Raw genomic sequence first — 23,148 nt, 5'->3', positions numbered from 1 at the left:
AGCTCGACTACGGGCAGGAACCAAGACCGGGCGGGGAAGGGCGTTGCGGCAGTGCCTTCTCCGGAAGCTCCTGATGACATCTGATGTAGATGCTCAACGATTCGGTCCGGGCCCGGTCGGGTCCTGATCTCCTCGACTCTCGCGAACCGCGCATCCGGTGAATTCGGCCACGCTCGCCCAACCGTCGGGAAAAGCACGGGGTGTGACACCCCTGCTGCGCTCTAGGCTGGAACCCGCCGGCTAGCCGCTCGGCCAGTCGCCGCCCGCACCGCCTGGAGCCCCGCCACGTGATCGCCACCGCGCCCCGCACGACCGAAAACCGGTTCTACGGCCCCCGCATGGTCGTCGTCGCCACCATCGCGATGGGCCTGACCGCCCCCGGACAGACGGCGTCCATCTCCGTCTTCATCGACCCGATGATCGACGAGATCGGCGTCAGCCGCACCGTCATCTCCACGGCCTACATGATCGGCACCCTGACCGGCGCCTTCGCCCTGCCCTGGATCGGACGCGCCGTCGACAGATACGGCACTCGGCGCGCCATGGCCGTCATCGCCGCCGCCTTCAGTCTCTCCCTCGTCGGACTCTCCCTCGCCACCGACATCATCGGCCTCGGCGCCGGCTTCGTCGGCATTCGAATGCTCGGCCAGGGCGCACTCGGCCTGTGCGCCGCCACCCTCGTCTCCCGCTGGTACGAGAAGCGCCGCGGCACGGTCCTCGGCCTCCAAGGCGCCATCGGCGGCGGCATCATCTCCGTCTCACCAGTCGTCCTCGAACGCCTCATCTCCGCAACCGACTGGCGCACCGCCATGCTCGTCGAGGCCGCCATCGTCGCGCTCGTCGTCATCCCCTTGTCGGTCCTCCTGGTGCGCAACCGGCCCTCCGACATCGGCCAATGCGTCGACGGCGACCCCGCCAACGGCAAGAAGGCCGAGGCCGAATCCGGGATGACGCGCGGGCAGGCCATGCGCCACCCGTACTTCTGGGTCCTCGTCGCCGCCGTCGGCACCCCGGGCTTCTTCGGGACCGCCATCGCCTTCCACCAGATCGCACTGCTCGGCGAACGCGGCCTCTCACCCACCGAAGCCGCCGCGAACTTCCTGCCCCAGACCATCGCCGGAACCGTCGCGACCCTGCTGCTCGGCTACCTCGTTGACCGCGGACGCCCCCGCATACTCCTGGCCGCCTCCATGCTCGCGTTCGCGCTCGCCGTCGCCTGGGGCGCCGCCGTGGAACCCGGCTGGTCCGCACTCGGCTTCGGCATGGCCATCGGCGCCGCCGGCAATGCCCTGCGCGCCATCGAAGGCGGCATGACCCCGCGACTGTTCGGCACCGCCCACATCGGCGCCATCAGAGGCGTCGTCGCCTCCTTCACCATCGCCGGCACCGCGTTCGCACCGGTCCTGTACTCGCTGTTCTACGGCTGGACCGGCTCGTTCCAACTGATCCTGTGGCTCTCGACGATAGTGCCGCTCGCCGTCATGACCGCCGCCCTCATCACCCCGCTCCCGCACCACACCGCGCCGAAGACACAGGAAAACCCCGGACACGGAACGAATGAACATTCTGCGCCGGGGCGGGAAGTGTAGCCCGCTGCGCTCTTACGAACTGGACATCCGTGTCTTCGCAGGTGGACGGGCACCGTTCGTCATGGGAGTCCATCAGAGACGTTGCAGCCCTGAATAACTCAGGCCAGCGACGCGGTCAGTCACCGACGCAGGGGCGATCTCTTGCGGCCCAGCGGGAAGCGGCGGACACCGAGCGCGGCCAGGCCTTGAGATAAGACCCCTGTTGCGCTGGGCCACTAGAATTTCCGGTCAGCCGTCCCCGGCCCCTTGGAGACCATGATGTTCGGCATGCTCGCCCCTTGCCCCGCCCGCACACCCGAAGCACTTCGGCCCCGCTGGATGGGCCATTTTTGTGGCCTGTGCCTCGAACTTCGCGACGACGCCGGACACGCCGCGCGCCTGACCACCAACTTCGACGCGCTCGCCCTGTCGGTCCTCGTCGAGGCCCAAGGCGAGGCGGGCGCTGACAGCCGCACCGCGGGCCCGTGCGCGCTGCGTGGGATGCGCCGCCAGCGCATCCCGACCGGGGATGGGCCTCGCCTGGCCGCAACCGCCTCCCTGCTGCTGGCATCGGCGAAGCTCAGCGACCACATCGTCGACGGTGACGGCTTGGTCGCCCGTCCCGGGGTGGCGGGTCTGGCCGCCCGCACCGCCGACCGCTACCGGGCGAAGGCGACCGCAATCGGTGGCTCGATCGGACTTCCGGTCGACCGCATCGTCGCTGCGATCGAACGGCAACAGACCATCGAAAATCAGGTTGTCCGCGGCACCCCCTTGGAGGCGGTCACGGCGCCCACCGCTGAGGCCACCGGCGAGCTGTTCGCCCACGCCGCGGTCCTGGCCGGACAGCCCGGCAACGCCGATCCCTTTCGCGCGGCCGGAGAGGCCTTCGGAGCGCTCGCCCACCTGCTCGACGCCGCCGAGGACTACGAAGCGGACGCGCAACGCGGCGCCTGGAACCCCTTGCACGCGACCGGCACCAGCCGCGACCAAGCACGCCGCGCCGCCCGCCGCCTGCTCACTGATATGAAGACGGCCTTGGAAGCCGCCTCTCTGGTCGACGCGACCATGGTCCGCCTCCTTTTGGACCGCTACGCGGGCCACGCGGTCGCCAAGACCTTCGGTTCGGTCTGCGCGTCCACCTCGCATCAGCGGCCCGGAGCTGAGCCGGGACGGCCGTACGGTCCCCAGAACCCGCCTCCCGGACAGGAGCACTCCGGCTATCAGCCGCCCAAGAATGGTTGGACGCCCGGCCGGGGCTTCTGGGGCGGGCTGTGCGGCTTCATGGTCCTGTGCTGCACCTGCCAGATCTGCTGCGCCAGGCATTACGTGGATTCGTGGAGCGGCCAGATTCGTGAGGGCTGCCTCCGCGACGGTGATTGCAATTGCGACTGCCCGTGCGACGACTACTGCTCTCAGGGCTGCGACCAGTGCTGCAAAGACTGCGACGCCTGCTGCAAAGGATGTGGCGGTGGCTGCGACGCCTGCCGCAAAGGATGTGACGGTGGCTGCGACGCCTGCTGCACCGGGTGTGGCAGTGGCTGCGAGACCTGCAATTGCAACTGCGGCTGACGAACACTATTTCAGCGGGTTTCCCGAAGGAACTCCGGGGCTTGAGCCCCGGGGGGAATTCGGGGCGATTGCTTGCTCGCAGTCCCGCGGAGCGGGACTGGGCTGACCTGGCCTATGACTCAGGCCGTTTCTGGTTCTCGATGTACTCCTTGATGATCGCCAACGGTGCACCCCCGCACGAGGCGGCGAAGTAGGACGGTGACCAGAAGTGGTCGCCCCAAAGATACTGGCGGATATGGGCGCTGAACTCCTTGCGGAGCAGGCGCGCGGAAACCCCTTTGAGTGATCCGACGAGAGTGGAAAGGGTCAGACTAGGCGGGTAGTGGACGAGCAGGTGCACGTGATCTGTTTCACCGTTGAACTCGACCAGTTCGGCCCCGAACTTGTCACAGGTGTCGCGCATGATCTGCTCGCAGCGGGTCAGGATCGCGTCCGTGAACACCGATCGCCGATACTTCGGAGTGAAGACCAAATGCGCGTGGAGGTTGAAGACAACGTGTCTTCCCCTGCGTATATTCGGGTCTGGCTCCCATCGAGGTGACATAGACAGAATGCTACCCTGGGGTTGTGAAGCAGGTCGTGGTGGTGAAACTGGTCCCGGACGCGGCCTCGCGTGCGGTGCTGGTCGAGACGCTTCGGGTGTGCAATGCCGAGGCGAACCGGATCGCCGCCATCGCGTTCGCGCACCGTGACACCGAGACCGGGCGGATCGAGCGCGAGTACGCGCTCAGGGGCCGGGTCTATGCCGAGGCGAAGGCCACCGGGATCGGCTCCCAGCTCGCGCAACACGTAGTCAAGAAGGTCTGCGACGCGTATCGGACGGTGTATGCCCAGGCCCGATCCGGCCTGCTGCGCGGGCGGCGTCCCGCGAAAGCGCTGGCCAAACCGGTGGCGTTCCGTGCCGGGGCAGCGCAGCCGTTCGACGACCGGTGCCTGTCGTGGGACCTGGAGGCGCGGACAGTGTCGATCCGAGCCGCTGAGGGGCGGTTGCGGGGTATCGGTTTCGCCTGCTCGAAGCAGGACTTGAAGGTCTTGAGGGCGCACCGGCAGGGCGAGTTGGACCTGTTCGAACGCGACGGCGAGCTGTACTTGGCCGCGACGGTCGACATCCCCGAGGCCGAGGCGATGCCGGACCCGGTCGATTTCATCGGTGTGGATCGAGGCGTCGTCAACCTCGCCACCACTTCGGATGAGGTGAACTTCCAAGGCAAGGGCCTGGAGCGGTACCGGCGTCGGATGGCGCGGGCCCGCGCTGAGTTGCAGGCCAAGCAGACCAAGGCCGCGAAGCGGCGACTCAAGCAGCGGGCGCGGCGGGAGTCGCGGCACGCGGCGCACACCAATCACAAGATAGCGAAAGCGATCGTGTCGGCGGCCGAACGCACCGGTCGCGGGATCGCCCTCGAAGACCTTGAGGGCATCCGCGAGCGGGTACGGCTCACCCGGTCCCAGCGCGGCAGGATCTCGAACTGGCCGTTCTACCAGTTGGCGCAACACATCGCGTACAAGGCGAAGCGGGCGGGTGTGCCGGTCGTCGTCGTGGACGCTCGGCACACCTCACAGATGTGCCCGCTGTGCCACCACGCGGAACGGGCCAACCGAAGATCGAGAGACAGATTTGAATGTCGTGGGTGCGGTCTCGCTGGACCGGCCGACGTCATAGCCGCCGTGAACGTGCGTGCACGTGGCCGGATGGCTTGGGCTGTGAGTCAAGGGTCCCGAGTGGCCGCATAGCGGCCGCGATCTACCCGACCACGTCGCAGCCAGCGACGGCGGACGAGGTACAAGCCTCCGGATTCATCCGGAGGTCACTTGACGAATGTATGTCCGTTGTCTGGAAGTTGAGAACCGTGCACTGAAGTTGCACTTCGACGAGGGCATGAGGCTTGCAGCACCGTGTCCGGCAAAGCGGGGGACCTCAGAGGGGTCGCGAACCTGGGGGAGGCTCCACCAAAGCTTGCCGCACCAGGGCGGGGGTGCGCTGACTCTGGAGAAGGCCGCGCCATACGGGAGGCTGTGGACGACGCCTAGATCCGTTTATGTGTCGTCCACAGATAGCGGCACACGGCCGCACGTGAAAAACCGCCGCCGACCGGTGCTTGCACCGGTCGGCGGCGGCTCTCTGTAGCTTGAGCTGGGATGCTCCCCAGTAGCCCGGGTGGGACTCGAACCCACACTGTACGGGTTTTGAATCCGTCTTCTCTGCCAATTGGAATACCGGGCCGGACACCGAACTCCAAGGATCGGACCGCAGAACATGATACCCCCGGGGTGCGGAGGCCGACAGTCCGGCCCGGCCGTCCGAAACGCTCGACATAGGGAGATGCATCCGAAGCCCTCGCCGGATAAGCTAACTTCCTGGTGTGCCTTCACTGCCGCACGCCCGACCACCAGACGCGCATGAAAGGTACGGACACGCATGACGAGCAAGGCCGCCGAGGAGCCGCGCAAGCGCGTGCTCATCGCCGAAGACGAGGGGCTCATCCGCCTCGACCTGGCCGAGATGCTCACCGAGGAGGGCTACGAGGTCGTAGCCGAGGCGGCAGACGGCGAAGCCGCCGTCAGGCTCGCCCAAGAGCACCAGCCCGACCTGGTGATCTGCGATATCCAGATGCCGATCATGGACGGCCTCCAAGCCGCGGAGAAGATCGTGTCCGCGCGCATCGCGCCCGTCGTGATCCTCACCGCCTTCAGCCAGCGCGACCTCATCAACCGCGCCCAGTCCGCAGGTGCCATGGCCTACCTCGTCAAACCCTTCCAGAAATCCGATCTCGTGCCCGCGATCGAGCTCTCGCTCACCCGCTTCGCCGAGATGACGGCCCTGGAGAAGGAAGTCGAGAACCTCACCGAGCGCCTCGAAGTCCGCAAGCTCGTCGACCGCGCCAAAGGCCTGCTCATGACCCAGTACGGCATGCCCGAGCCCGACGCCTTCCGCTGGATCCAGCGCGCCGCGATGGACCACCGGCTGTCGATGAAGGACGTCGCCAACCGCGTCATCGACGAAGCCAAGGAGAAAGAGGCTCAGGAAGCCGAATAGGTCCCGCACGTCCAGGCCCGCGAACCCTCGCGGATTTCGAGCGGTTCGCGGGCTTCGCCGCGCAACCCACCGGACATGCCGTTTCGGGCCTGCCCCCGCTTGTCGGAGGCGGTCGATAGGCTCTGAGGCGTGACCGCTTCGCAATCTCGCCTGCTCCTGATCGACGGCCATTCGATGGCCTACCGCGCCTTCTTCGCGCTTCCCGCAGAGAAGTTCTCCACCGAAGACGGCCAGGTGACCAATGCCGTCTACGGCTTCGCGTCCATGCTCATCAACCTGCTCAGAGACGAGAAGCCGACGCATATAGCCGTGGCCTTCGACATCTCACGCAAATCCTTCCGCACCGAGGAATACGCCGAGTACAAAGCCGGCAGAGCCGTGACCCCGCCGGAGTTCAAGAGCCAGATCCCGATCATCCAAGAACTCCTCCAAGCCCTCGGCATCAAATGGCTCACCAAGGAGAACTACGAGGCCGACGACATCATCGCCACCCTCGCGGCCAGGGGCGAAGCGGCCGGAGCGGACACCCTCATCTCCTCCGGCGACCGCGACGTGATCCAACTCGTCAACGACGCCGTCACCCTGCTCTACCCAGTCAAGGGCGTCACCGATCTCGCCCGTTACACCCCCGACTTCGTCGAGGACAAATACGCCGTCACTCCCGACCGCTACCGCGACCTCGCCGCCCTGGTGGGGGAGAAGTCCGACAACCTCCCCGGAGTCCCCGGCGTCGGCCCCAAGACCGCCGCGAAGTGGATCTCCAAGTACGGCTCCCTCGACGCCCTGGTCGGGAAGATCGACGAGATCGGCGGCAAAGCCGGACAGAGCCTGCGCGACCACCTCGACGACGTCCTCCGCAACCACCGCCTCAACGGACTCGTCCGCGATCTCGACCTGCCCGAGGGCATCGACGACCTCACCTGGAAGGGCTGGTCGGTCGAGGAGACCAATCAGCTGTTCGACGCCCTCCAATTCCGCACCCTCGGCGAACGCATCAACGCCGGCCTCGGCGACAAGTCCGTCGGCGAAGCCCCGCCGCCCAAGGAGACCGAGGCCGATGACATCCACGCCGCCAAACTCGAACCCGGCGGCATGGCCGCCTGGCTCGACCAGCGCAGCGGCGACGTCGCGATCGCCTACACCGGCACCTTCGAATCGGGCGCCGGCTCGTTCGACTCGATCGCGCTGGCCGAGGGCGGCGAAGCGCTCTGGTTCGACCCCTCGCAGCTCGACGCCGAGGACGACCGGGCCTGGGCCCGGTGGCTGTCAACCGAACGGCACGGCAAGATCGTCCACGACGTCAAGGGCTTCACCTGGGGCGCCGACGCCGCCGGATGGCCCCGGCCGGCCGGCCTGAAGGCCGACACCGTCATCGGCGCCTACCTCCTCAAGCCCGAGCAGCGCAACTACGCCCTCGGCGATCTGGCCATGCAGTACCTCGGCCGGGAGATCGAGACCACCGCGCAGCAGACGAATCAGGGCACTCTTGTCGGGCTCGATGCGGTGATGGCCGACGACGACTCCCGCTTCGAAGCCGACTGCGCCGCCGCCGGCGTCATCGGCGAGCTCGCCGCGGCCGAGACCGAGCGGCTCGCCGAGCGTCGGCAGGCGCGGCTCGCCGAAGAGATGGAGTACCCGCTCACCGGCGTCCTGGCGCGCATGGAGATCACCGGTATCGGTGCCGACGAAGGCCACTTCGCCGATATCGAGGCGAGCTTCGCGGGCAAGGCGAAGGAGGCCACCGACCAGGCCCACGCGATCGTCGGCCGCCAGTTCAACATGGGCTCGCCCAAGCAGCTCCAGGAGATCCTGTTCGACGAGCTGAAGATGCCCAAGACCAAGCGCACCAAGACCGGCTACACCACCAACGCCGAGGCGCTCGGGCAGCTGTACACCAAGACGCGGCATCCGCTGCTGGAGCAGCTGCTGCGCTACCGCGACGTCGAGAAGCTCAAGCAGATCGTCGCGAGCCTCAGGGCCACGATCCAGACCGACGGGCGCATCCACACCACCTTCCACCAGACCGTCGCCGCCACCGGCCGCCTCTCGTCGTCCGACCCGAACCTGCAGAACATCCCGGTGCGCTCGGAGGCCGGACGCGACATCCGCGCCGGATTCGTCGTCGGTGAAGGCTACGAGTCGCTGATGACGATGGACTACAGCCAGATCGAGATGCGCATCATGGCGAGCCTGACCGGCGACGAGGGACTCATCGACGCCTTCAGGTCGGGGGAGGACATCCACCGGGCCGTCGCCGCGAAGGTCTTCGGCGTCGAGCCGGCCGAGGTCACCGCCGAGCACCGCCGCAAGACCAAGGCCATGTCCTACGGCCTCGCGTACGGCCTGTCCACGTACGGACTCAGCCAGCAGCTGGGGATCTCCACGGAAGAGGCCCAGCAGCTGGCAAACGATTACTTCGACCGCTTCGGGAAGGTCCGCGACTACCTGCACACCGTAGTCGAGGAGGCCCGAAAGACCGGCTACACCGAGACGATCATGGGCCGGCGCCGCTACTTCCCGGATCTGACCAGCGACAACCGCCAGCGCCGCGAGATGGCCGAGCGAGCCGCGCTCAACGCCCCGATCCAGGGCAGCGCCGCCGACATCATGAAGACCGCGATGCTCGACGTCGACCGCGAACTGCGTGCGCAGAAGCTCGACTCGCGGGTCCTTCTCCAGGTTCACGACGAGCTGGTCTGCGAGGTCGCCCCCGGGGAGGCGCAGCGTCTGGAGAAGCTTGTGAGCGAGCAGATGTCCAGCGCAGCCGAGCTGGCCGTACCGCTCACCGTCTCGGCCGGCTTCGGCGACTCATGGGAGGCGGCCGCCCATTAGCGGTGTCTGCGGACACCGGAACCGGCCCGGGCTGGCGCGGGGTTATCGCACACGGTAACCTGGGATGGCCTAGGCATGTCTGTGTCCTCAGAAGGGAGCAGGACACGAGCCGGTGACGGCAAGACGGCCGGGCAAATGCAACTGCGAGCATTCGCGTCTCGCGCCTCACGGCGACGCCAGCGGAGCCGTAAATCGGGACGGCGCGAGCGCGAGTTGACGAATCTGAACGTATCCGGAGCACCAGCCCACATGACGAGCAGCATCGAGGCCACCTCGAGCAACGCTGAGAACAGCACCACGGTCGACGAATTCGCCTCGGACGAGGATCTCCTCGCCGCGATCGACGCGACCATCAAATACTTCAATGACGGCGATATCGTCGAAGGTACCGTCGTCAAGGTCGACCGGGACGAAGTCCTGCTCGACATCGGCTACAAGACCGAGGGCGTCATCCCCTCGCGCGAGCTGTCGATCAAACACGACGTGGACCCTGAAGACGTCGTCACTGTGGGCGATCACGTCGAGGCCCTCGTCCTCCAGAAGGAGGACAAGGAAGGCCGCCTGATCCTGTCCAAGAAGCGCGCCCAGTACGAGCGCGCCTGGGGCACGATCGAGAAGATCAAGGACGAGGACGGCGTCGTCCGCGGCTCGGTCATCGAAGTGGTCAAGGGCGGTCTCATCCTCGACATCGGCCTCCGCGGCTTCCTGCCGGCCTCGCTGGTGGAGATGCGCCGCGTGCGCGACCTCCAGCCGTACGTCGGCCGCGAGCTCGAAGCCAAGATCATCGAGCTCGACAAGAACCGCAACAACGTGGTCCTGTCGAGGCGCGCCTGGCTGGAGCAGACCCAGTCCGAGGTCCGCACCGAGTTCCTGCACCAGCTCGCCAAGGGCCAGGTCCGCAAGGGCACGGTCTCCTCGATCGTCAACTTCGGCGCCTTCGTCGACCTCGGCGGAGTCGACGGCCTGGTCCACGTCTCCGAGCTGTCCTGGAAGCACATCGACCACCCGAGCGAGGTCGTCGAAGTCGGCCAGCCGGTCGAGGTCGAGGTGCTCGAGGTCGACCTGGAGCGCGAGCGCGTCTCCCTGTCGCTGAAGGCCACCCAGGAAGACCCGTGGCGCCAGTTCGCCCGCACCCACGCGATCGGCCAGATCGTGCCGGGCAAGGTCACCAAGCTCGTCCCGTTCGGCGCGTTCGTCCGCGTCGAAGACGGCATCGAGGGCCTGGTCCACATCTCCGAACTGGCCGAGCGCCACGTGGAGGTTCCCGAGCAGGTCGTCAAGGTCGGCTCCGACGCCATGGTCAAGGTCATCGACATCGACCTGGACCGTCGCCGGATCTCCCTCTCTCTCAAGCAGGCCAACGAGGCCTTCGTCGAGAACGAGGAGCAGTTCGACCCGACGCTGTACGGCATGGCCGCGCAGTACGACGACCAGGGCAACTACATCTACCCGGAGGGCTTCGACTCGGAGACCGGCGAGTGGATGGAAGGCTACGACGAGGCCCGCGAAGAGTGGGAGCGCCAGTACGCCGAGGCCCGCACCCGCTGGGAGGAGCACGGCAAGCAGATCTCCGAGCGCACCATCTCCGAGCCGCCGGCCAAGCCCGCCGAGGGCGAAGCGCCGAAGGCCGAGAAGGGCGCGAAGAAGCAGCCCGCCGAGAAGAAGGCGGCCCCGGCCGAGCCTTCGGGAACGCTGGCCACCGACGAGGCCCTCGCCGCACTGCGCGAGAAGCTCGCCGGAAGCTAGTCACTCCTTAAGCTGACAGACCACTACCCGTCCCAGGTTGTTCGCCTGGGGCGGGTAGTGTTTTACATGTGCTAAAAGTCGCATTGACCGGTGGCATCGGAGCCGGTAAGAGCACGGTCGCGGCAAAGCTGGCGCAGCTGGGCGCATACGTCATCGACGCAGACGCCCTCGCCAGGGAAGTGGTCGCACCCGACACCGACGGCCTCGCAGCCGTGGTCTCCCGTTTCGGCGCGGAGATCCTCGACGCCGAAGGCGCCCTCGACCGTGCCCGACTCGCCAAGCTCGTCTTCGACGACGCGCACGCCCGCGCCGAACTCGAAGCGATCATCCACCCGCGAGTCCGCCGAAGAGCCCGAGAGCTCACCGCCGCCCAAAGTGACGACGCGATCGTCGTCCAAGACATCCCTCTGCTGGCCGAGACCGGCCAAGCACCGAGTTTCCACCTCGCCATCGACGTGGAAGCGCCGCGACAGCTCCGGCTCGAACGGCTCGTAGAACGCGGCATGGACCGCGAAGACGCCGCCCGGCGCATCGACGCCCAAGCCAGCGACGCCGAACGGCGCGAAGCCTGCGACGTCGTGCTCCACAACCGCGACGGCATCACCGAGATCGAGCGCCGCGTCATGATGCTGTGGGACGAACGCATCGTCCCATTCGCCGAGAACGTCCGTCTCGGTCGCAAGGAACAGCGGCCTGAGAAACTCCAGTTCGTCGAATCCGACTCGGCCTGGCCCCGGCGCTTCGAACACCTCGCGGCGCGCCTGCGGCGCGTCATGGGACCCGGCGCCGTGCGCATCGACCACGTCGGCTCCTCGGCCGTCGCCGGCCTCCCCGCCAAGGACGTCATCGACATCCAGATCACGGTCGTCACCCTCAGAGCCGTGGACATGCTCGAGGACGCACTGGGCGAAGCCGGATTCTTCGGCCGCAGAGCCTTCGACGAACCCAAACCCGACCGGCCCGACGTCGCCGAATGGGAGAAGCGCCTCTACGGCTACGCCGACCCCGGCAACCTCGCGCAGCTGCACTTCCGCCCGATCGACAGCCCCGGCCAGCGTTTCGCGCTGCTGTTCCGCGACTGGCTGCGCTCCGACGCCCAGGCCAGAGCCGACTACGCCCAAGCCAAGGGCGAACTCGCCGCCAGAGTCGATTCGGCCACGGCCTACAGCGAAGCCAAGGAACCGTGGTTCCTGCGCGAAGGCTGGCCCCGCGCCAACAAATGGGCGGAGTCCACGAACTGGCGTCCCCCGGTCTGCTAGCGGAGGTGATGGATGATGGATCTGGCCGAACGGCCAGATCCATCGGTAATGCCCTCAACCGATCTTGTCGCTGATGGTCCACGGGATCGCGACCATCGGATAGTCCTCGTAGGCCAATTCCGCGCTCGCCGCCCCGAAGAACGTCATCATCTCGACCTCGCCGAGCCGTCCCCCGGTCAAGTGGTACCGGAACGCCGACTCGCCCGCCGCCGCGTTGGCGTCCCCGGTCACCGGGAACTCCACGACGTGCGTCGCCTCGCCGCCGGACTCCTCGACGCGCAGCAGCCTCGCCTCCTCAGCCACCCGCTCAGGGTCCTCCGCCTGCTCGGCGCTCATCTCCAACAGTCGATACGTCAACTTCTCGACCGGACCGAACTGCTCTGAGATCTCCTCGTCCGACAGCGCATGCGCCTCCCAGCCCTCGGCGGGCAGCGGCTGCGGAAGCTCGGCCGAATCCGTGCCGATGCTCGCCAGTCCCCCCGGTCGGGCCAGCAGCAGCCGAAAACCATCGGTGTCGGTGATGTTCAGGTACGCCGTCATCGTCCGCCAGTCGATGTATCCGTGTCCGCTCGCCACCTGGCCGTCCGCGATCGGTACCGACATCTCGACCGTCGCCGACCGCGCCCAGTTCGCCGACCGGGTCTCGGCGATCGTCTCGGCCAGATCCGCATCGACTTCGCTCGGTTCGATCGAAGGACCGCCGAGCAGGTCCACCGGTTGCAGCCCCGAGGCGTCGAAGTCGACATCGTGCAGGAAATCGACCGTGGCCAGCTCCGATCCGCCCGTGTTCACCTGGAACCGGCGGATGTCCCCGTCACGGTCCAGCGAGTACAGCGCCTCGGGACTCACCGCCGCCGGATCGCTCGACTCGACCATGATCGGCGCCTGGAACATGTCCACCGGCACGCCGTCGATGACGCCGTCCTCCCGCCACGTCGCATGCTCTGCCAGGAACGCCGCGTCATCGTCCCGCTCGGCCGTCAACGTGAACAGCGAGGAGACCACGATGTCGAACATCGTCTCCGCCGGCAGCGCGCCGCCGCCGAGCATCTGACGCGGCACCCAGTCCGAGGCAGGAGCCTTCACCTCCTCGAACTCCCTCTCGTAGTCGTGCGTCGCCACCAGGCCGGGGATGGCCTGGACCAGGCGGCGGGGGCCGTCGGCGCCCGCCGTGCGCGCATACAGCAGCGGGTTCTTCCAGTCGAGGTAGCCGTCGACGGTGACCTCCTCGCCCTCCACCTGGAATCTCATCCGCACGGCCACCGGAACCGAGGTGTGGTTGCGAAAGCGCAGCGCGGCCAGCCGCTCGGCCTCTTCATCGGTGACCGGGCGCTCGGCGCCGGCGCGGTCGGACCCGCAGGAGACGGCGAACCATCCGGCGGCGCCGATCGCGAGGATGACGGCGAGGGACCAGAGCAGGGCGGATTTCAAAGGCGTTGCAGTAGTGGTGCTCACGGAGGGTCCAACGAGCCAGTGCCTGAAAAGTCACCGGCGCGGCGGATCAATGTCGGTGGCCCGGGCTACCGTTGGCTCGTGGCATTCGATATTCCCCGCGCCGACGGGCGCTTTGAAGTCGTCAGCGAGTACGAGCCGGCCGGCGACCAGCCGACGGCGATCGCGGAACTGGCTGGGCGCATCGACCAGGGCGAGCGTGACGTGGTGCTGCTCGGCGCCACGGGCACCGGTAAGTCCGCCACATCCGCGTGGCTGATCGAGAAGCTCCAGCGGCCGGCGCTGGTCATGGCGCACAACAAGACCCTGGCGGCGCAGCTGGCCAAGGAGTTCCGCGAGCTGCTGCCGAACAACGCCGTCGAGTACTACGTCTCGTATTACGACTACTACCAGCCCGAAGCGTATGTGGCGCAGACGGACACGTACATCGAGAAGGACGCCTCGATCAATGAGGAGGTCGAGCGGCTGCGCCACCGCGCCACCTATTCGCTGCTGACGCGCCGCGACGTGGTGGTCGTCGCCACGGTCTCGGCGATCTACGGCCTGGCAACGCCCGCCGAGTACCTCGAGCAGGCCACCGAGGTCGCCGTCGGCCAGGAGTGGGATCGCGACAAGCTGCTGCGGCGTCTGGTCGACGTCCAATACTCGCGCAACGACATCGCGTTCACCCGCGGCACCTTCCGGGTGCGGGGCGACACGATCGAGATCATCCCGGCCTACGAGGAGCTGGCGATCCGCATCGAGATGTTCGGCGAGGAGATCGACCGGCTCTACTACCTGCACCCGATCACCGGCGAGGCCATCCGGGAGGTCGACCGGGTCCTCATCTTCCCCGGATCGCACTACGCCACCGGCGACGAACGCATGGCCCGCGCGATCCGCGACATCGAGGCAGAGCTCGAGGAGCGCCTGAATGAGCTGGAGTCCCAGGGCAAGCTGCTGGAGGCTCAGCGCCTGCGCATGCGCACGGTCTTCGATCTGGAGAACATGAAGCAGACCGGCACGTGCAACGGCATCGAGAACTACTCGCGGCACATCGACGGCCGCCCGGCCGGGTCGCCGCCGCACACGCTGCTCGACTATTTCCCGCCGGACTTCGTGACGATCCTCGACGAATCGCACCAGACCGTCCCGCAGATCGGCGCGATGTCCGAGGGTGACGCTTCGCGCAAGCGCAACCTGGTCGAGCACGGCTTCAGACTGCCCAGCGCCCAGGACAACCGGCCGCTGCGCTTCGACGAGTTCCGCGAGCGCGTCGGCCAGACGGTCTACCTGTCGGCCACTCCAGGCCCGTGGGAGCTGCGGCAGGCGGACGGCGAGTTCGTCGAGCAGGTCATCCGCCCGACCGGCCTGGTCGACCCGCATGTGGAGGTGCGGCCCACGAAGGGCCAGATCGACGACCTGATGCACGAGATCGGTGAGCGCGCCTCTAAGAACGAGCGGGTCCTGGTGACGACCTTGACGAAGAAGATGGCCGAGGACCTCACCGACTACTTCCTGGACAACGGCATCCGGGTGCAGTACCTGCACTCGGAGGTGGAGACGCTCCGGCGCGTGGAGCTGCTCGGCGAACTGCGGCGAGGGGACTTCGACGTCCTGGTGGGCATCAATCTGCTCCGGGAGGGCCTGGACCTGCCCGAGGTGTCGCTGGTGGCGATTCTGGACGCCGACAAGGAGGGCTTCCTCCGCTCGTCGACCTCGCTGATTCAGACGATCGGGCGCGCGGCCCGAAACGTGTCGGGAACGGTGCTCATGTACGCCGACAATCTGACCGATTCGATGAAGGCGGCCCTGGATGAGACGGACCGGCGCCGCGAGAAGCAGATCGCGTACAACACCGAGCGCGGGCTCGACCCGCAGCCGCTGCGCAAGCGCATAGCGGACATCATGGAAGACCTGTACGACACCGCGGCCGAGACGGAGGACTTCGTCAAGGAGGCCAGGCCCGAGCGCGGGAGGTCGAAGCGGGAGCAGGGGGTGGCGAAGGTCCGCTCGGAGATCGTTCAGCAGATCGACGAGCGCAACGAGCAGATGCTCGCCGCCGCGAGGGAGCTGCGCTTCGAGCTGGCAGCCGCTTACCGGGACGAGATCGCCGATCTCAAACGCGAGCTGCGCCAGATGGACGAGGCGGGCGCCTGAAGTCGTCCACAGGGCAGAACCTTTGTCCTGAGGTCATCGACCTCTTGTGGGACGCCGACCCGGTCTTGGCGTCACGAACAGAAATCAATCTCGAGTCGCCAATTCACGGCGCCGAGCCGCTACCGGACTTCGCTGAAGTGCTCGACGACCGGCGGCTTCGCGAAGTACGGGCCGATGGCTTCGCGCCACTTCGGGAAGCGGTCGGTCTCGCGGAAGCCCTGCTCGTGGGCCTCGACCGAGTCCCATTCGATGAGCAGTACGAATCGGCTCGGCGACTCCACGCCCTGGGTCATGCGCATCGAGCGCAGACCCGGGGAGACGGCGACGAGTTCCTTCGCGGCGCGGTACGCCTCGGCGAAAGCGGCTTCCTGGCCGGGGGCGATGCTGATTTCTGCGACTTCGAGTACCACGACCGGAGCCTCGCACAGGTGCCCGACCACCACGAGGTTCCGACAGGCGGTCGAGAGTCAAGTCACATACCCGACTGGTGACATGTCGGATTGCCGCAGGCATAATGGGGCTCGGCGAACCAGAATTGGTATATGGGGAGTATCCCGCAACGTTCAGCAGCGTTGTAAGCGTCGTCGTCAATGCACGAGACCGCAGTCGGTTTCCGGTGGCGCTGATCCTGGCGGATTGGGAGAGACCATGTGACCCTCCAGATTCAAGGAAGGCAACACATTGGAACTCCCAGCATGGGTCTGGGTCCTCACCATCGCGGCCCTGGCCGCTGTGGTGATCGTGGATCTGACGCTCGCGATCCGGAATCCCCACCGACCCGGCATGAAGGAAGCGGCCCTCTGGTCCAGCGTTTACATAGCCTCCGCGCTCGTCTTCGCGGGCGTCATGTTCTGGACTCAGGGGGCGGCGTTCGGCGGGCAGTTCCTCGCCGGATACCTGACCGAGAAGGCGCTGTCGGTAGACAACCTGTTCGTCTTCCTCCTCATCATCCAGGCGTTCCGCGTCCCCGATTCGCTCCAGTCCCGCGTGCTGCTGGTCGGTATCGTCTTGTCGATCGCGTTGCGCAGCATCTTCATCGCACTCGGATCGGTCCTCATCGAGCGGTTCAGCTGGGTGTTCCTCATCTTCGGCGCGATCCTCATCTGGACCGCCTGGGGCCTCCTGCGCGGCGGCGGGGAGGACGAGGAGTACGAACCCAATCGGTTCATGCGCTGGGCCCAGTCCAGACTCCGTGTCACGCCCGACTACCACGGCGGCCACCTGCTCACCAACGTCGACGGCCGTCGCTTCGCGACGCCGCTGCTGCTGGCGATGCTCGCCATCGGCTCCACCGACATCCTGTTCGCGCTCGACTCGATCCCGGCGATCTTCGGGCTCACGCAGGAGCCGTACCTGGTGTGGACAGCCACGATCTTCGCGCTGTTCGGCCTGCGCCAGCTCTACTTCCTTCTGGCGGCGCTGCTGCGCCACCTGCACTTCCTGGCCCTGGGCCTGGCCACCATCCTCGGCTGGATCGGCGTCAAACTCATCATCAACGGCCTGGCCGCGAACCAGCTGTCGTTCATCAACGGCGGCGAACCACTCCACATCCCGCACATCCCGACGTGGCTGTCGCTGGGCTTCATCGCCGCCGTCCTGACCGCGGTCGTGCTCGCCAACTGGGTCATCTTGCGCCGTCAGGGGCGCACGTGGGCCGAGCTGTTCGCCGAGTCGACGGCTACGCCCGCCGCCGCGACGGCAACCGCCGGCAAGCAGTGATCTGACCGAGTTCGGAGTCCTTGATGGCCTCGAGCACGACCTTGCCGTAGATCGGCGAGGAGAAGATCACCTCGGGAAGGCCGGTCTGCCCGCGATCGGCCACGATGGCGGGCAGCCGAGGATCGCCCCCGTGGTCGAGGAATATCAGGTCTCCGGGCATGACGTCCTCGAACTCGATCCGCTCACCGGTCTCGATGAGGCTCTCGTTGAATCGGGGTGTTTCGATACCCAACTGCCGGTAGACGATCCACACCAGCCCCGGGGCGTCGATACCGTAAGCGCTGACGCCGCCGTGCAGGTGCGGGGTCTCCAGCAGCTGCTGCGCGAGCTTCACCGCGTCCAGTCCGCCGGCGATCATCGTGGTGGCCGGCGGCTCGCCCGCGGCCCTGCGAACCGGCTCGGTGCTGAGGTCGCGCTGCGGCACCCAGCCGGGCTGCTGAGGTCCGGGCAGCGCCACCGGCACCCAACCGCGGTAGCCGGGACCCACGACGCGCAGAGGCGTCCCGAGTGTCACGCCCGGTACGGCGACGTCGCCGCCGGGCTCGTCCCGGATGGCGGTGGCCGTGGCGCAGACGAGGTACTCAGTGCCCTCCGCGTCGCTCTCCGCCGGATTGGTCAGCTGGTCGAGCGGCACCCACCCGGTGGTCTCCTGCGCCGGGCACCGCACCTCGGCCCATCGGTGCTCGACATCGAGGACTTCGACTTCGGTGCCCAGCAGGCACTGGGTGCGGACCCGCCCCTTGAGGCCGTGGGCGCGCATGCCACTGGTGAGTCGCGCGACCCACTCTCGGATGGCCGACGGGACACCCAGCGCCAGCCGGTCGTCGGGGTCGGGCGCCGAAGGCTGGGCCCAGAGGGTGGCGACTGCCACGGCGATCAAGGCCGGCTGTCCTGGTGCGATCGGCACGGTTGGTTCTCTCCGGAAGGTCGGGCGGTTCACGAATCAAGACGCGAGCAGGGATCTCCACCAGCCCGCCGCGTTCTCTGCAGCACCGACTACCCAATGTAGCAAGGGCATCCCGAGCCGGACGGTGCGGCCCAAGTGTGACCTGACCCGGCTATTTCACTCCCAGGCCGACGAAGTAACCGAAAAATCACCGCCGGCGCGGATGTGGCAGGATCTTGCCATGCCAGCAGTCACCGACGCCCTCGACCGCCTCTCCGCAGCCGCCGACGCCGGGCGCGCACCTGACGCCGCCGACCTCGAATCCGTCCTTGCGAGCACCGACGCAGAGCTCATGGACGTCGTGGCCGCCGCAGCGCGACTCCGCTTCCGCCACTTCGGGAACCGAGTCAAGCTCAACTACCTCGTGAACCTCAAGAGCGGACTGTGCCCCGAGGACTGCAACTACTGCTCCCAGCGGCTCGGGTCGAAGGCCGACGTCCTCAAGTACACCTGGTTGTCCCCCGAGGAGGCCGCCGACCAGGCCGCCGCCGGGGTCGCCGGGGGCGCCTCGCGCGTATGCCTCGTCGCGAGTGGGCGCGGACCGACCGACATGGACGTCGAGCGCGTCGGCAAGACCATCGCCGCGGTCAAGAACGCCAGCCCCGGCGTCGAGGTCTGCGCCTGCCTGGGCCTGCTGGGCGACGGCCAGGCGTCGCGCCTGGCCGATCTCGGCGCCGACGCCTACAACCACAACCTGAACACCTCCGAGGACGCCTACGCCGAGATCTGCTCGACGCACACCTTCGCCGACCGCGTCGACACGGTCGAGGCGGCGCGCGCGGCGGGGATGTCGCCTTGCTCGGGGCTCATCGCCGGCATGGGAGAAAGCGACGGCGATCTGGTCGCCGTGGCGTTGGGCCTGCGGGAGATCGGCTCCGACTCGATCCCGGTGAACTTCCTGCTGCCGTTCGAGGGGACGCCCCTCGAAGGCACCTGGGAACTCGACCCGCGCCGGTGCCTGAGGATCCTCGCCATGGTGCGGCTGGCCAATCCCGCCGCCGAGGTCCGGCTCGCCGCCGGCCGCGAGGTCCACCTCCGGCACATGCAGGGCGTGGCGCTGCAGATCGTCAACTCGATCTTCTTGGGCGACTACCTCACCAGTGAAGGCCAGGCGGCCAAGGACGACCTGGCGCTGATCGCCGACGCCGGCATGGTCCCGCTCGGCCTCGACGAGGCGCCCGAAACGGTGCGAGAGGCGGTCAAGGTGCGGCGCCGCGGCGCGGGCACCGACCAGTCCCCGAACGCCTAGGTTCTGCCGGGAGTCGCCGTGGACTCCCGGACCACCATCTCGGTGGCCAGCTCCAACCGCGGCGAGTCCACGGCGTTCCCGGCCGCCATGTCGAGCACCGTCCTCGCGGCCAGCGAGCCCATCTCCGACAGCGGCTGGCGCACCGTCGTCAGCGGTGGCGAGGTCCAGCGCGACTCGGGAAGGTCGTCGAAGCCGACGACGCTCACGTGCTCGGGGATCCGCAGCCCGCGCTGGCGGATCGCCTCGTAGGCGCCGAACGCCATCTGGTCGGAGGAGGCGAAGATCGCCGTGGGCGCGTCGTCCAGCCCGAGCAGCTCCTTCGCCGCGTCGAAACCGGACTGGTGGTAGAAGTCGCCGTCGCACACCAGCGCCGGGTCGAACGGAATCCCCGCGGCCTCCAGCGCCGCGCGGTAGCCGTCGAACCTGGCCCGTGAGCACAGGACCTGCTTGGGACCGTGGATGAACCCGATGCGGCGGTGCCCCAGCTCGATGAGGTGTTCGGTGGCGGTCAGGCCCCCCGCCCAGTTGGTGGCGCCGATCGTGGGAGCGTCCATGGTGGGCCCGCCCGCAGGGTCGAGCACGACCATGGGCACTCGCAGGTGCCGCAGCTGCTCGAGGATGGGGGAGGACAGCTGTGAGACCACCAGGATCACGCCGTCGGAGGCGCGGGTGCGGAGGTTGTCGAGCCACTGCTCGGTGGAGGCGCGCCGGCGGTGGACGGCCGAGACGACGGTGCCGACCCCCGCCGAGTGGGCCGCGTCCTCGACTCCGCGGAGGATCTCCACGGCCCAAGGGCTGTCGAGTTCGTTGAAGACGAGGTCGACCAGGCGCGCGTTGGGGCTCTGCGCCCGCGTGGAGCGGCGGCGCTGGTAGCCGCGTTCGGTCAGCAGCTCCTCGACGCGCTTGCGCGTCTCGGGCGCGACGTCCGAGCGGCCGTTGATGACCCGGGAGACCGTGGGCACGCTGACGCCGGCCTCGTCGGCAATGACGCGGATCGTGACACGCCCGTGTTCGGCTTCGGTCAAGGGTCCTCCATCGTTCGGTGGATTCCACGGTAGTCGCCGACATCCTATAGCGAGTGGCAGGCTGTCTCGGCGAGCGTCCGAAACTTTCGGCAACAGACTGATCGAATCGGTGTCAGATGGACGGATTTCGCCGAGTGTCGGATGCTGGAAGTGCCGAATAATCAATGTTATGGTGTGCAAACCTGTTTCGAAATCGATCAGAAAATTTTCAGAAACTATCGGCCCGGCGCGGTCTCCGAAGGTGGCGCCATGCGGGTCGTTGAGTGGAGTGGCATGGACACCGACACCTCCGCAGAGGCGGCCGAGCGCGCCGCCGGGCTGCTCAAGCGGATGACCCTTGAGGAGAAATGCGCGCAGCTGTCGAGCCTGTGGCGCGGCGTCCACGCCGACGCGGGGGACATGGCGCCGCACCAGAGCGAGCAGGCCACCGGAGTATCCGAAGAGGACGCCATGGCCCATGGACTGGGCCAGCTGACACGCCCCTTCGGATCGGCGCCGGTCGAGCCGACCGAGGGCGCGGCCCGACTCGCGGCACTGCAGCGGCTCCTCCGGAGCTCGAGCCGCTTCGGCATCGCCGCGCTCGTCCATGAGGAGTGCCTCACCGGGCTCATGGCCCACGGCGCCACCATCTTCCCCACGGCGCTGGCCTGGGGCGCCACGTTCGACCCCGACCTCGTCCGGGCGATGGCCCGCCAGATCGGCGCGACCATGCGCGGCGTCGGCGTCCACCAGGGGCTCGCGCCGGTCCTCGACGTCGTGGCCGACTCCCGCTGGGGACGCACCGAGGAGACCATCGGCGAGGACCCCTATCTCATCGGCACCGTTGGCACCGCCTACGTCAGCGGCCTCCAGGAGTCCGGCGTCCTGGCCACCCTCAAGCACTTCGCCGGCTACTCCGCCTCGCAGGCGGCCCGCAACTTCGGCCCGGTCTACATGGGCCCCAGACAGGTCGCCGAGACCTACCTGACGCCGTTCGAGATGGCGGTGCGCATCGGCCGCGCCGGGTCGGTCATGCAGTCCTACGCCGCCGTCGACGGTGTGCCCGCGGCGGCCGACCACCGGTTGCTCACCGGGGTCCTGCGCGACGAGTGGGGCTTCGAGGGCACCGTCGTCAGCGACTACTTCGGCGTCAACTTCCTCCAGTCGCAGCAGCACGTCGCCGCCGACCGTTCCGGCGCGGCGGCGCTCGCGCTCGCCGCGGGCGTCGACGTCGAACTGCCCAGCGTGGACTGCTACGGCGAGCCGCTGCTGAAGGCGGTGCGCTCCGGCGTGATCGAGGAGGACGTCGTCGACCGGGCAGCCGAGCGCGTCCTGACCCAGAAGATCGAATTGGGCCTGCTCGACGAGCTGCCCGAGCCTCCCGGAGAGGTAGACCTCGACCCGCCGGAGGGCCGAGCGCTCGCCGCCGAGGTCGCGCGGCGGTCGATCGTGCTGCTGGCCAACGACGGCGTCCTGCCGCTGCCGGTCCCGAAACGGATGGCCGTCGTGGGGCCGGCGGCAGACGACAAGGCCGTCATGCTCGGGTGCTACGCCTTCCCGAACCATCACGGCCGCAACGACGCCGAGTCCCAAGACCCCGACGACCGGTACCCGCACGTCGACATGGGCGTGCCGATCCCGACGCTCGTCGAACGGCTCGCCTCCGACCTGTCAGGCGCCGAGATCGAGCACATCGCCGCAGGCACCGTCCTGGACGCCGAAGACGCCGACATCGAGGCCGCGGCGCACGCCGCCGCCCGCGCCGAAGTCGCGGTCGTCGCAGTCGGCGACCGCTCGGGCCTGTTCGGGCGCGGCACCTCCGGCGAGGGCTGCGACGCACCCACGCACGCGCTGCCGGGCCGCCAGGCGGAGCTGCTCGACGCGGTCGTCGCCACCGGCACGCCGACCGTGATCGTGGTGATCTCCGGTCGCCCTTACGCGCTCGGCGCCGCTGGGGATCGGGCTGCGGCGATCGTGCAGGCGTTCCTGCCCGGCCAGGAGGGAGCCGTCGCCATCAGCGACGTGCTCACCGGTGCGGCCGAGCCCGAGGGCCGGCTCCCGGTAGGCGTCCCCGCGCGGGCGGACTCGCCGCCCGCGACGTACCTGGGCCCGGAGTTGGCACGCCGCAGCCAGGTCTCCACGGTCGACCCGACGCCGAGGTTCCATTTCGGGCACGGCCTGTCCTACACCGAGTTCGCGTGGGGCGCCCCTAGGCTGCTCTCGGACGATGTCGTCGCCCCCGAGAGCGTCGTCGAGGTCGCCGTCGAAGTGCGCAACGCGGGCGATCGCGCCGGGGTCGAAGTGGTGCAGCTGTACCTCCACGACCCGGTGGCCTCCACTGTCAGGCCCGTGCAGCGGCTGGTGGGGTTCGCGAAGCTCCGGCTCGACGCCGGGGAGGCCGCCGAGGCGCGGTTCGCGATGCCGGTCGATCTCGCCGCGTTCGTCGGCGTCGACGGCGAGTGGATCGTCGAGTCCGGGACGCTGGAACTGCGGCTCGGCCGCTCCGCGGCCGACATAGCCGGGGCCGTCTCGGTCGAGGTCACCGAGCCTCGGCGCCTGGAGCCCGGGACCCGCCGTCTGGAGACTGGGACCATCGTCGGTTAGTATTCAGTGAAACGGAAAGAAAAC

General features: G+C 68.0%; 16 protein-coding genes and 1 tRNA gene. 11 read left to right on the top strand and 6 right to left on the bottom strand.

Annotated elements, in window-relative coordinates; genetic code table 11:
• Positions 1-287: 287 nt before the first annotated feature.
• Positions 288-1,589, top strand: a complete 1,302-nt coding sequence (locus L0U85_RS02800; RefSeq protein ID WP_241376154.1) for an MFS transporter — start codon at positions 288-290, stop codon at positions 1,587-1,589.
• 267 nt (positions 1,590-1,856) lie between these two features.
• On the top strand, positions 1,857-3,140 hold the full coding sequence (locus L0U85_RS02795; protein ID WP_241376152.1) for a DUF5685 family protein: 1,284 nt from the start codon (positions 1,857-1,859) through the stop codon (positions 3,138-3,140).
• 112 nt (positions 3,141-3,252) lie between these two features.
• Here L0U85_RS02795 and tnpA read toward each other — a convergent pair whose 3' ends face one another.
• Positions 3,253-3,684 (bottom strand): IS200/IS605 family transposase, encoded by a 432-nt coding sequence (tnpA, locus tag L0U85_RS02790; protein WP_241376150.1) that lies wholly within the window; start codon positions 3,682-3,684, stop codon positions 3,253-3,255.
• A 23-nt stretch (positions 3,685-3,707) separates the two neighbouring features.
• Between tnpA and L0U85_RS02785 the strand changes: the two genes are divergently transcribed.
• Positions 3,708-4,871 carry a transposase gene (locus L0U85_RS02785; RefSeq protein ID WP_241376148.1) on the top strand — a complete coding sequence of 388 codons (1,164 nt, stop codon included), beginning with the start codon at positions 3,708-3,710 and terminating at the stop codon, positions 4,869-4,871.
• A gap of 416 nt (positions 4,872-5,287) precedes the next feature.
• Here the strand turns inward: L0U85_RS02785 and L0U85_RS02780 are convergent.
• Positions 5,288-5,361 (bottom strand) — tRNA-Leu (locus L0U85_RS02780).
• Between the two features lie 195 nt (positions 5,362-5,556).
• On the opposite strand from L0U85_RS02780, the gene L0U85_RS02775 reads away from it, so the two are divergent.
• The 4 genes from L0U85_RS02775 (at position 5,557) to coaE (ending at position 12,011) form a co-directional block, all read left to right on the top strand.
• Positions 5,557-6,174 (top strand): response regulator, encoded by a 618-nt coding sequence (locus L0U85_RS02775; RefSeq protein WP_241376147.1) that lies wholly within the window; start codon positions 5,557-5,559, stop codon positions 6,172-6,174.
• A 129-nt stretch (positions 6,175-6,303) separates the two neighbouring features.
• Positions 6,304-9,006 carry a DNA polymerase I gene (gene polA, locus L0U85_RS02770; RefSeq protein WP_241376146.1) on the top strand — a complete coding sequence of 901 codons (2,703 nt, stop codon included), beginning with the start codon at positions 6,304-6,306 and terminating at the stop codon, positions 9,004-9,006.
• A 249-nt stretch (positions 9,007-9,255) separates the two neighbouring features.
• Positions 9,256-10,752: a 30S ribosomal protein S1 gene (gene rpsA / locus L0U85_RS02765; protein WP_241376145.1), complete on the top strand. Its 1,497-nt coding sequence runs from the start codon at positions 9,256-9,258 to the stop codon at positions 10,750-10,752.
• A 68-nt stretch (positions 10,753-10,820) separates the two neighbouring features.
• Entirely contained in the window at positions 10,821-12,011 is a 1,191-nt protein-coding gene (gene coaE, locus L0U85_RS02760) for a dephospho-CoA kinase (RefSeq protein ID WP_241376144.1), read from the top strand.
• A 54-nt stretch (positions 12,012-12,065) separates the two neighbouring features.
• Here coaE and L0U85_RS02755 read toward each other — a convergent pair whose 3' ends face one another.
• The gene (locus L0U85_RS02755) at positions 12,066-13,466 is read right to left on the bottom strand and encodes a hypothetical protein (RefSeq protein WP_241376143.1); all 1,401 of its coding nucleotides are present in this window, start codon (positions 13,464-13,466) and stop codon (positions 12,066-12,068) included.
• A gap of 78 nt (positions 13,467-13,544) precedes the next feature.
• Here L0U85_RS02755 and uvrB point away from each other — a divergent pair, with 78 nt between their 5' ends.
• Entirely contained in the window at positions 13,545-15,602 is a 2,058-nt protein-coding gene (gene uvrB / locus L0U85_RS02750) for an excinuclease ABC subunit UvrB (RefSeq protein WP_241376141.1), read from the top strand.
• A gap of 119 nt (positions 15,603-15,721) precedes the next feature.
• Here the strand turns inward: uvrB and L0U85_RS02745 are convergent, their stop codons facing one another.
• Positions 15,722-16,012, bottom strand: coding sequence for an antibiotic biosynthesis monooxygenase (locus L0U85_RS02745; protein ID WP_241376140.1), 291 nt, complete (start codon positions 16,010-16,012; stop codon positions 15,722-15,724).
• Between the two features lie 271 nt (positions 16,013-16,283).
• Here L0U85_RS02745 and L0U85_RS02740 point away from each other — a divergent pair, with 271 nt between their 5' ends.
• On the top strand, positions 16,284-17,321 hold the full coding sequence (locus L0U85_RS02740; RefSeq protein WP_241376139.1) for a TerC/Alx family metal homeostasis membrane protein: 1,038 nt from the start codon (positions 16,284-16,286) through the stop codon (positions 17,319-17,321).
• Here L0U85_RS02740 and L0U85_RS02735 read toward each other — a convergent pair.
• Positions 17,281-18,228 carry an NlpC/P60 family protein gene (locus L0U85_RS02735; RefSeq protein ID WP_241376138.1) on the bottom strand — a complete coding sequence of 316 codons (948 nt, stop codon included), beginning with the start codon at positions 18,226-18,228 and terminating at the stop codon, positions 17,281-17,283. The genes L0U85_RS02740 and L0U85_RS02735 overlap by 41 nt on opposite strands.
• 220 nt (positions 18,229-18,448) lie before the next feature.
• On the opposite strand from L0U85_RS02735, the gene bioB reads away from it, so the two are divergent.
• Entirely contained in the window at positions 18,449-19,516 is a 1,068-nt protein-coding gene (gene bioB / locus L0U85_RS02730) for a biotin synthase BioB (RefSeq protein WP_241376137.1), read from the top strand.
• Here bioB and L0U85_RS02725 read toward each other — a convergent pair.
• Entirely contained in the window at positions 19,513-20,541 is a 1,029-nt protein-coding gene (locus L0U85_RS02725; protein WP_241376136.1) for a LacI family DNA-binding transcriptional regulator, read from the bottom strand. The genes bioB and L0U85_RS02725 overlap by 4 nt on opposite strands.
• A gap of 249 nt (positions 20,542-20,790) precedes the next feature.
• Here L0U85_RS02725 and L0U85_RS02720 point away from each other — a divergent pair, with 249 nt between their 5' ends.
• Entirely contained in the window at positions 20,791-23,124 is a 2,334-nt protein-coding gene (locus L0U85_RS02720) for a glycoside hydrolase family 3 N-terminal domain-containing protein (protein ID WP_241376135.1), read from the top strand.
• The last annotated feature ends 24 nt before the right edge of the window (positions 23,125-23,148 follow it).

The organism is Glycomyces sp. L485, assembly GCF_022548875.1.
Lineage (GTDB): Bacteria > Actinomycetota > Actinomycetes > Mycobacteriales > Micromonosporaceae > Glycomyces.
Note: the sequence above shows the minus strand (reverse complement) of the source record. Positions and strands in the feature narration are given on the sequence as shown.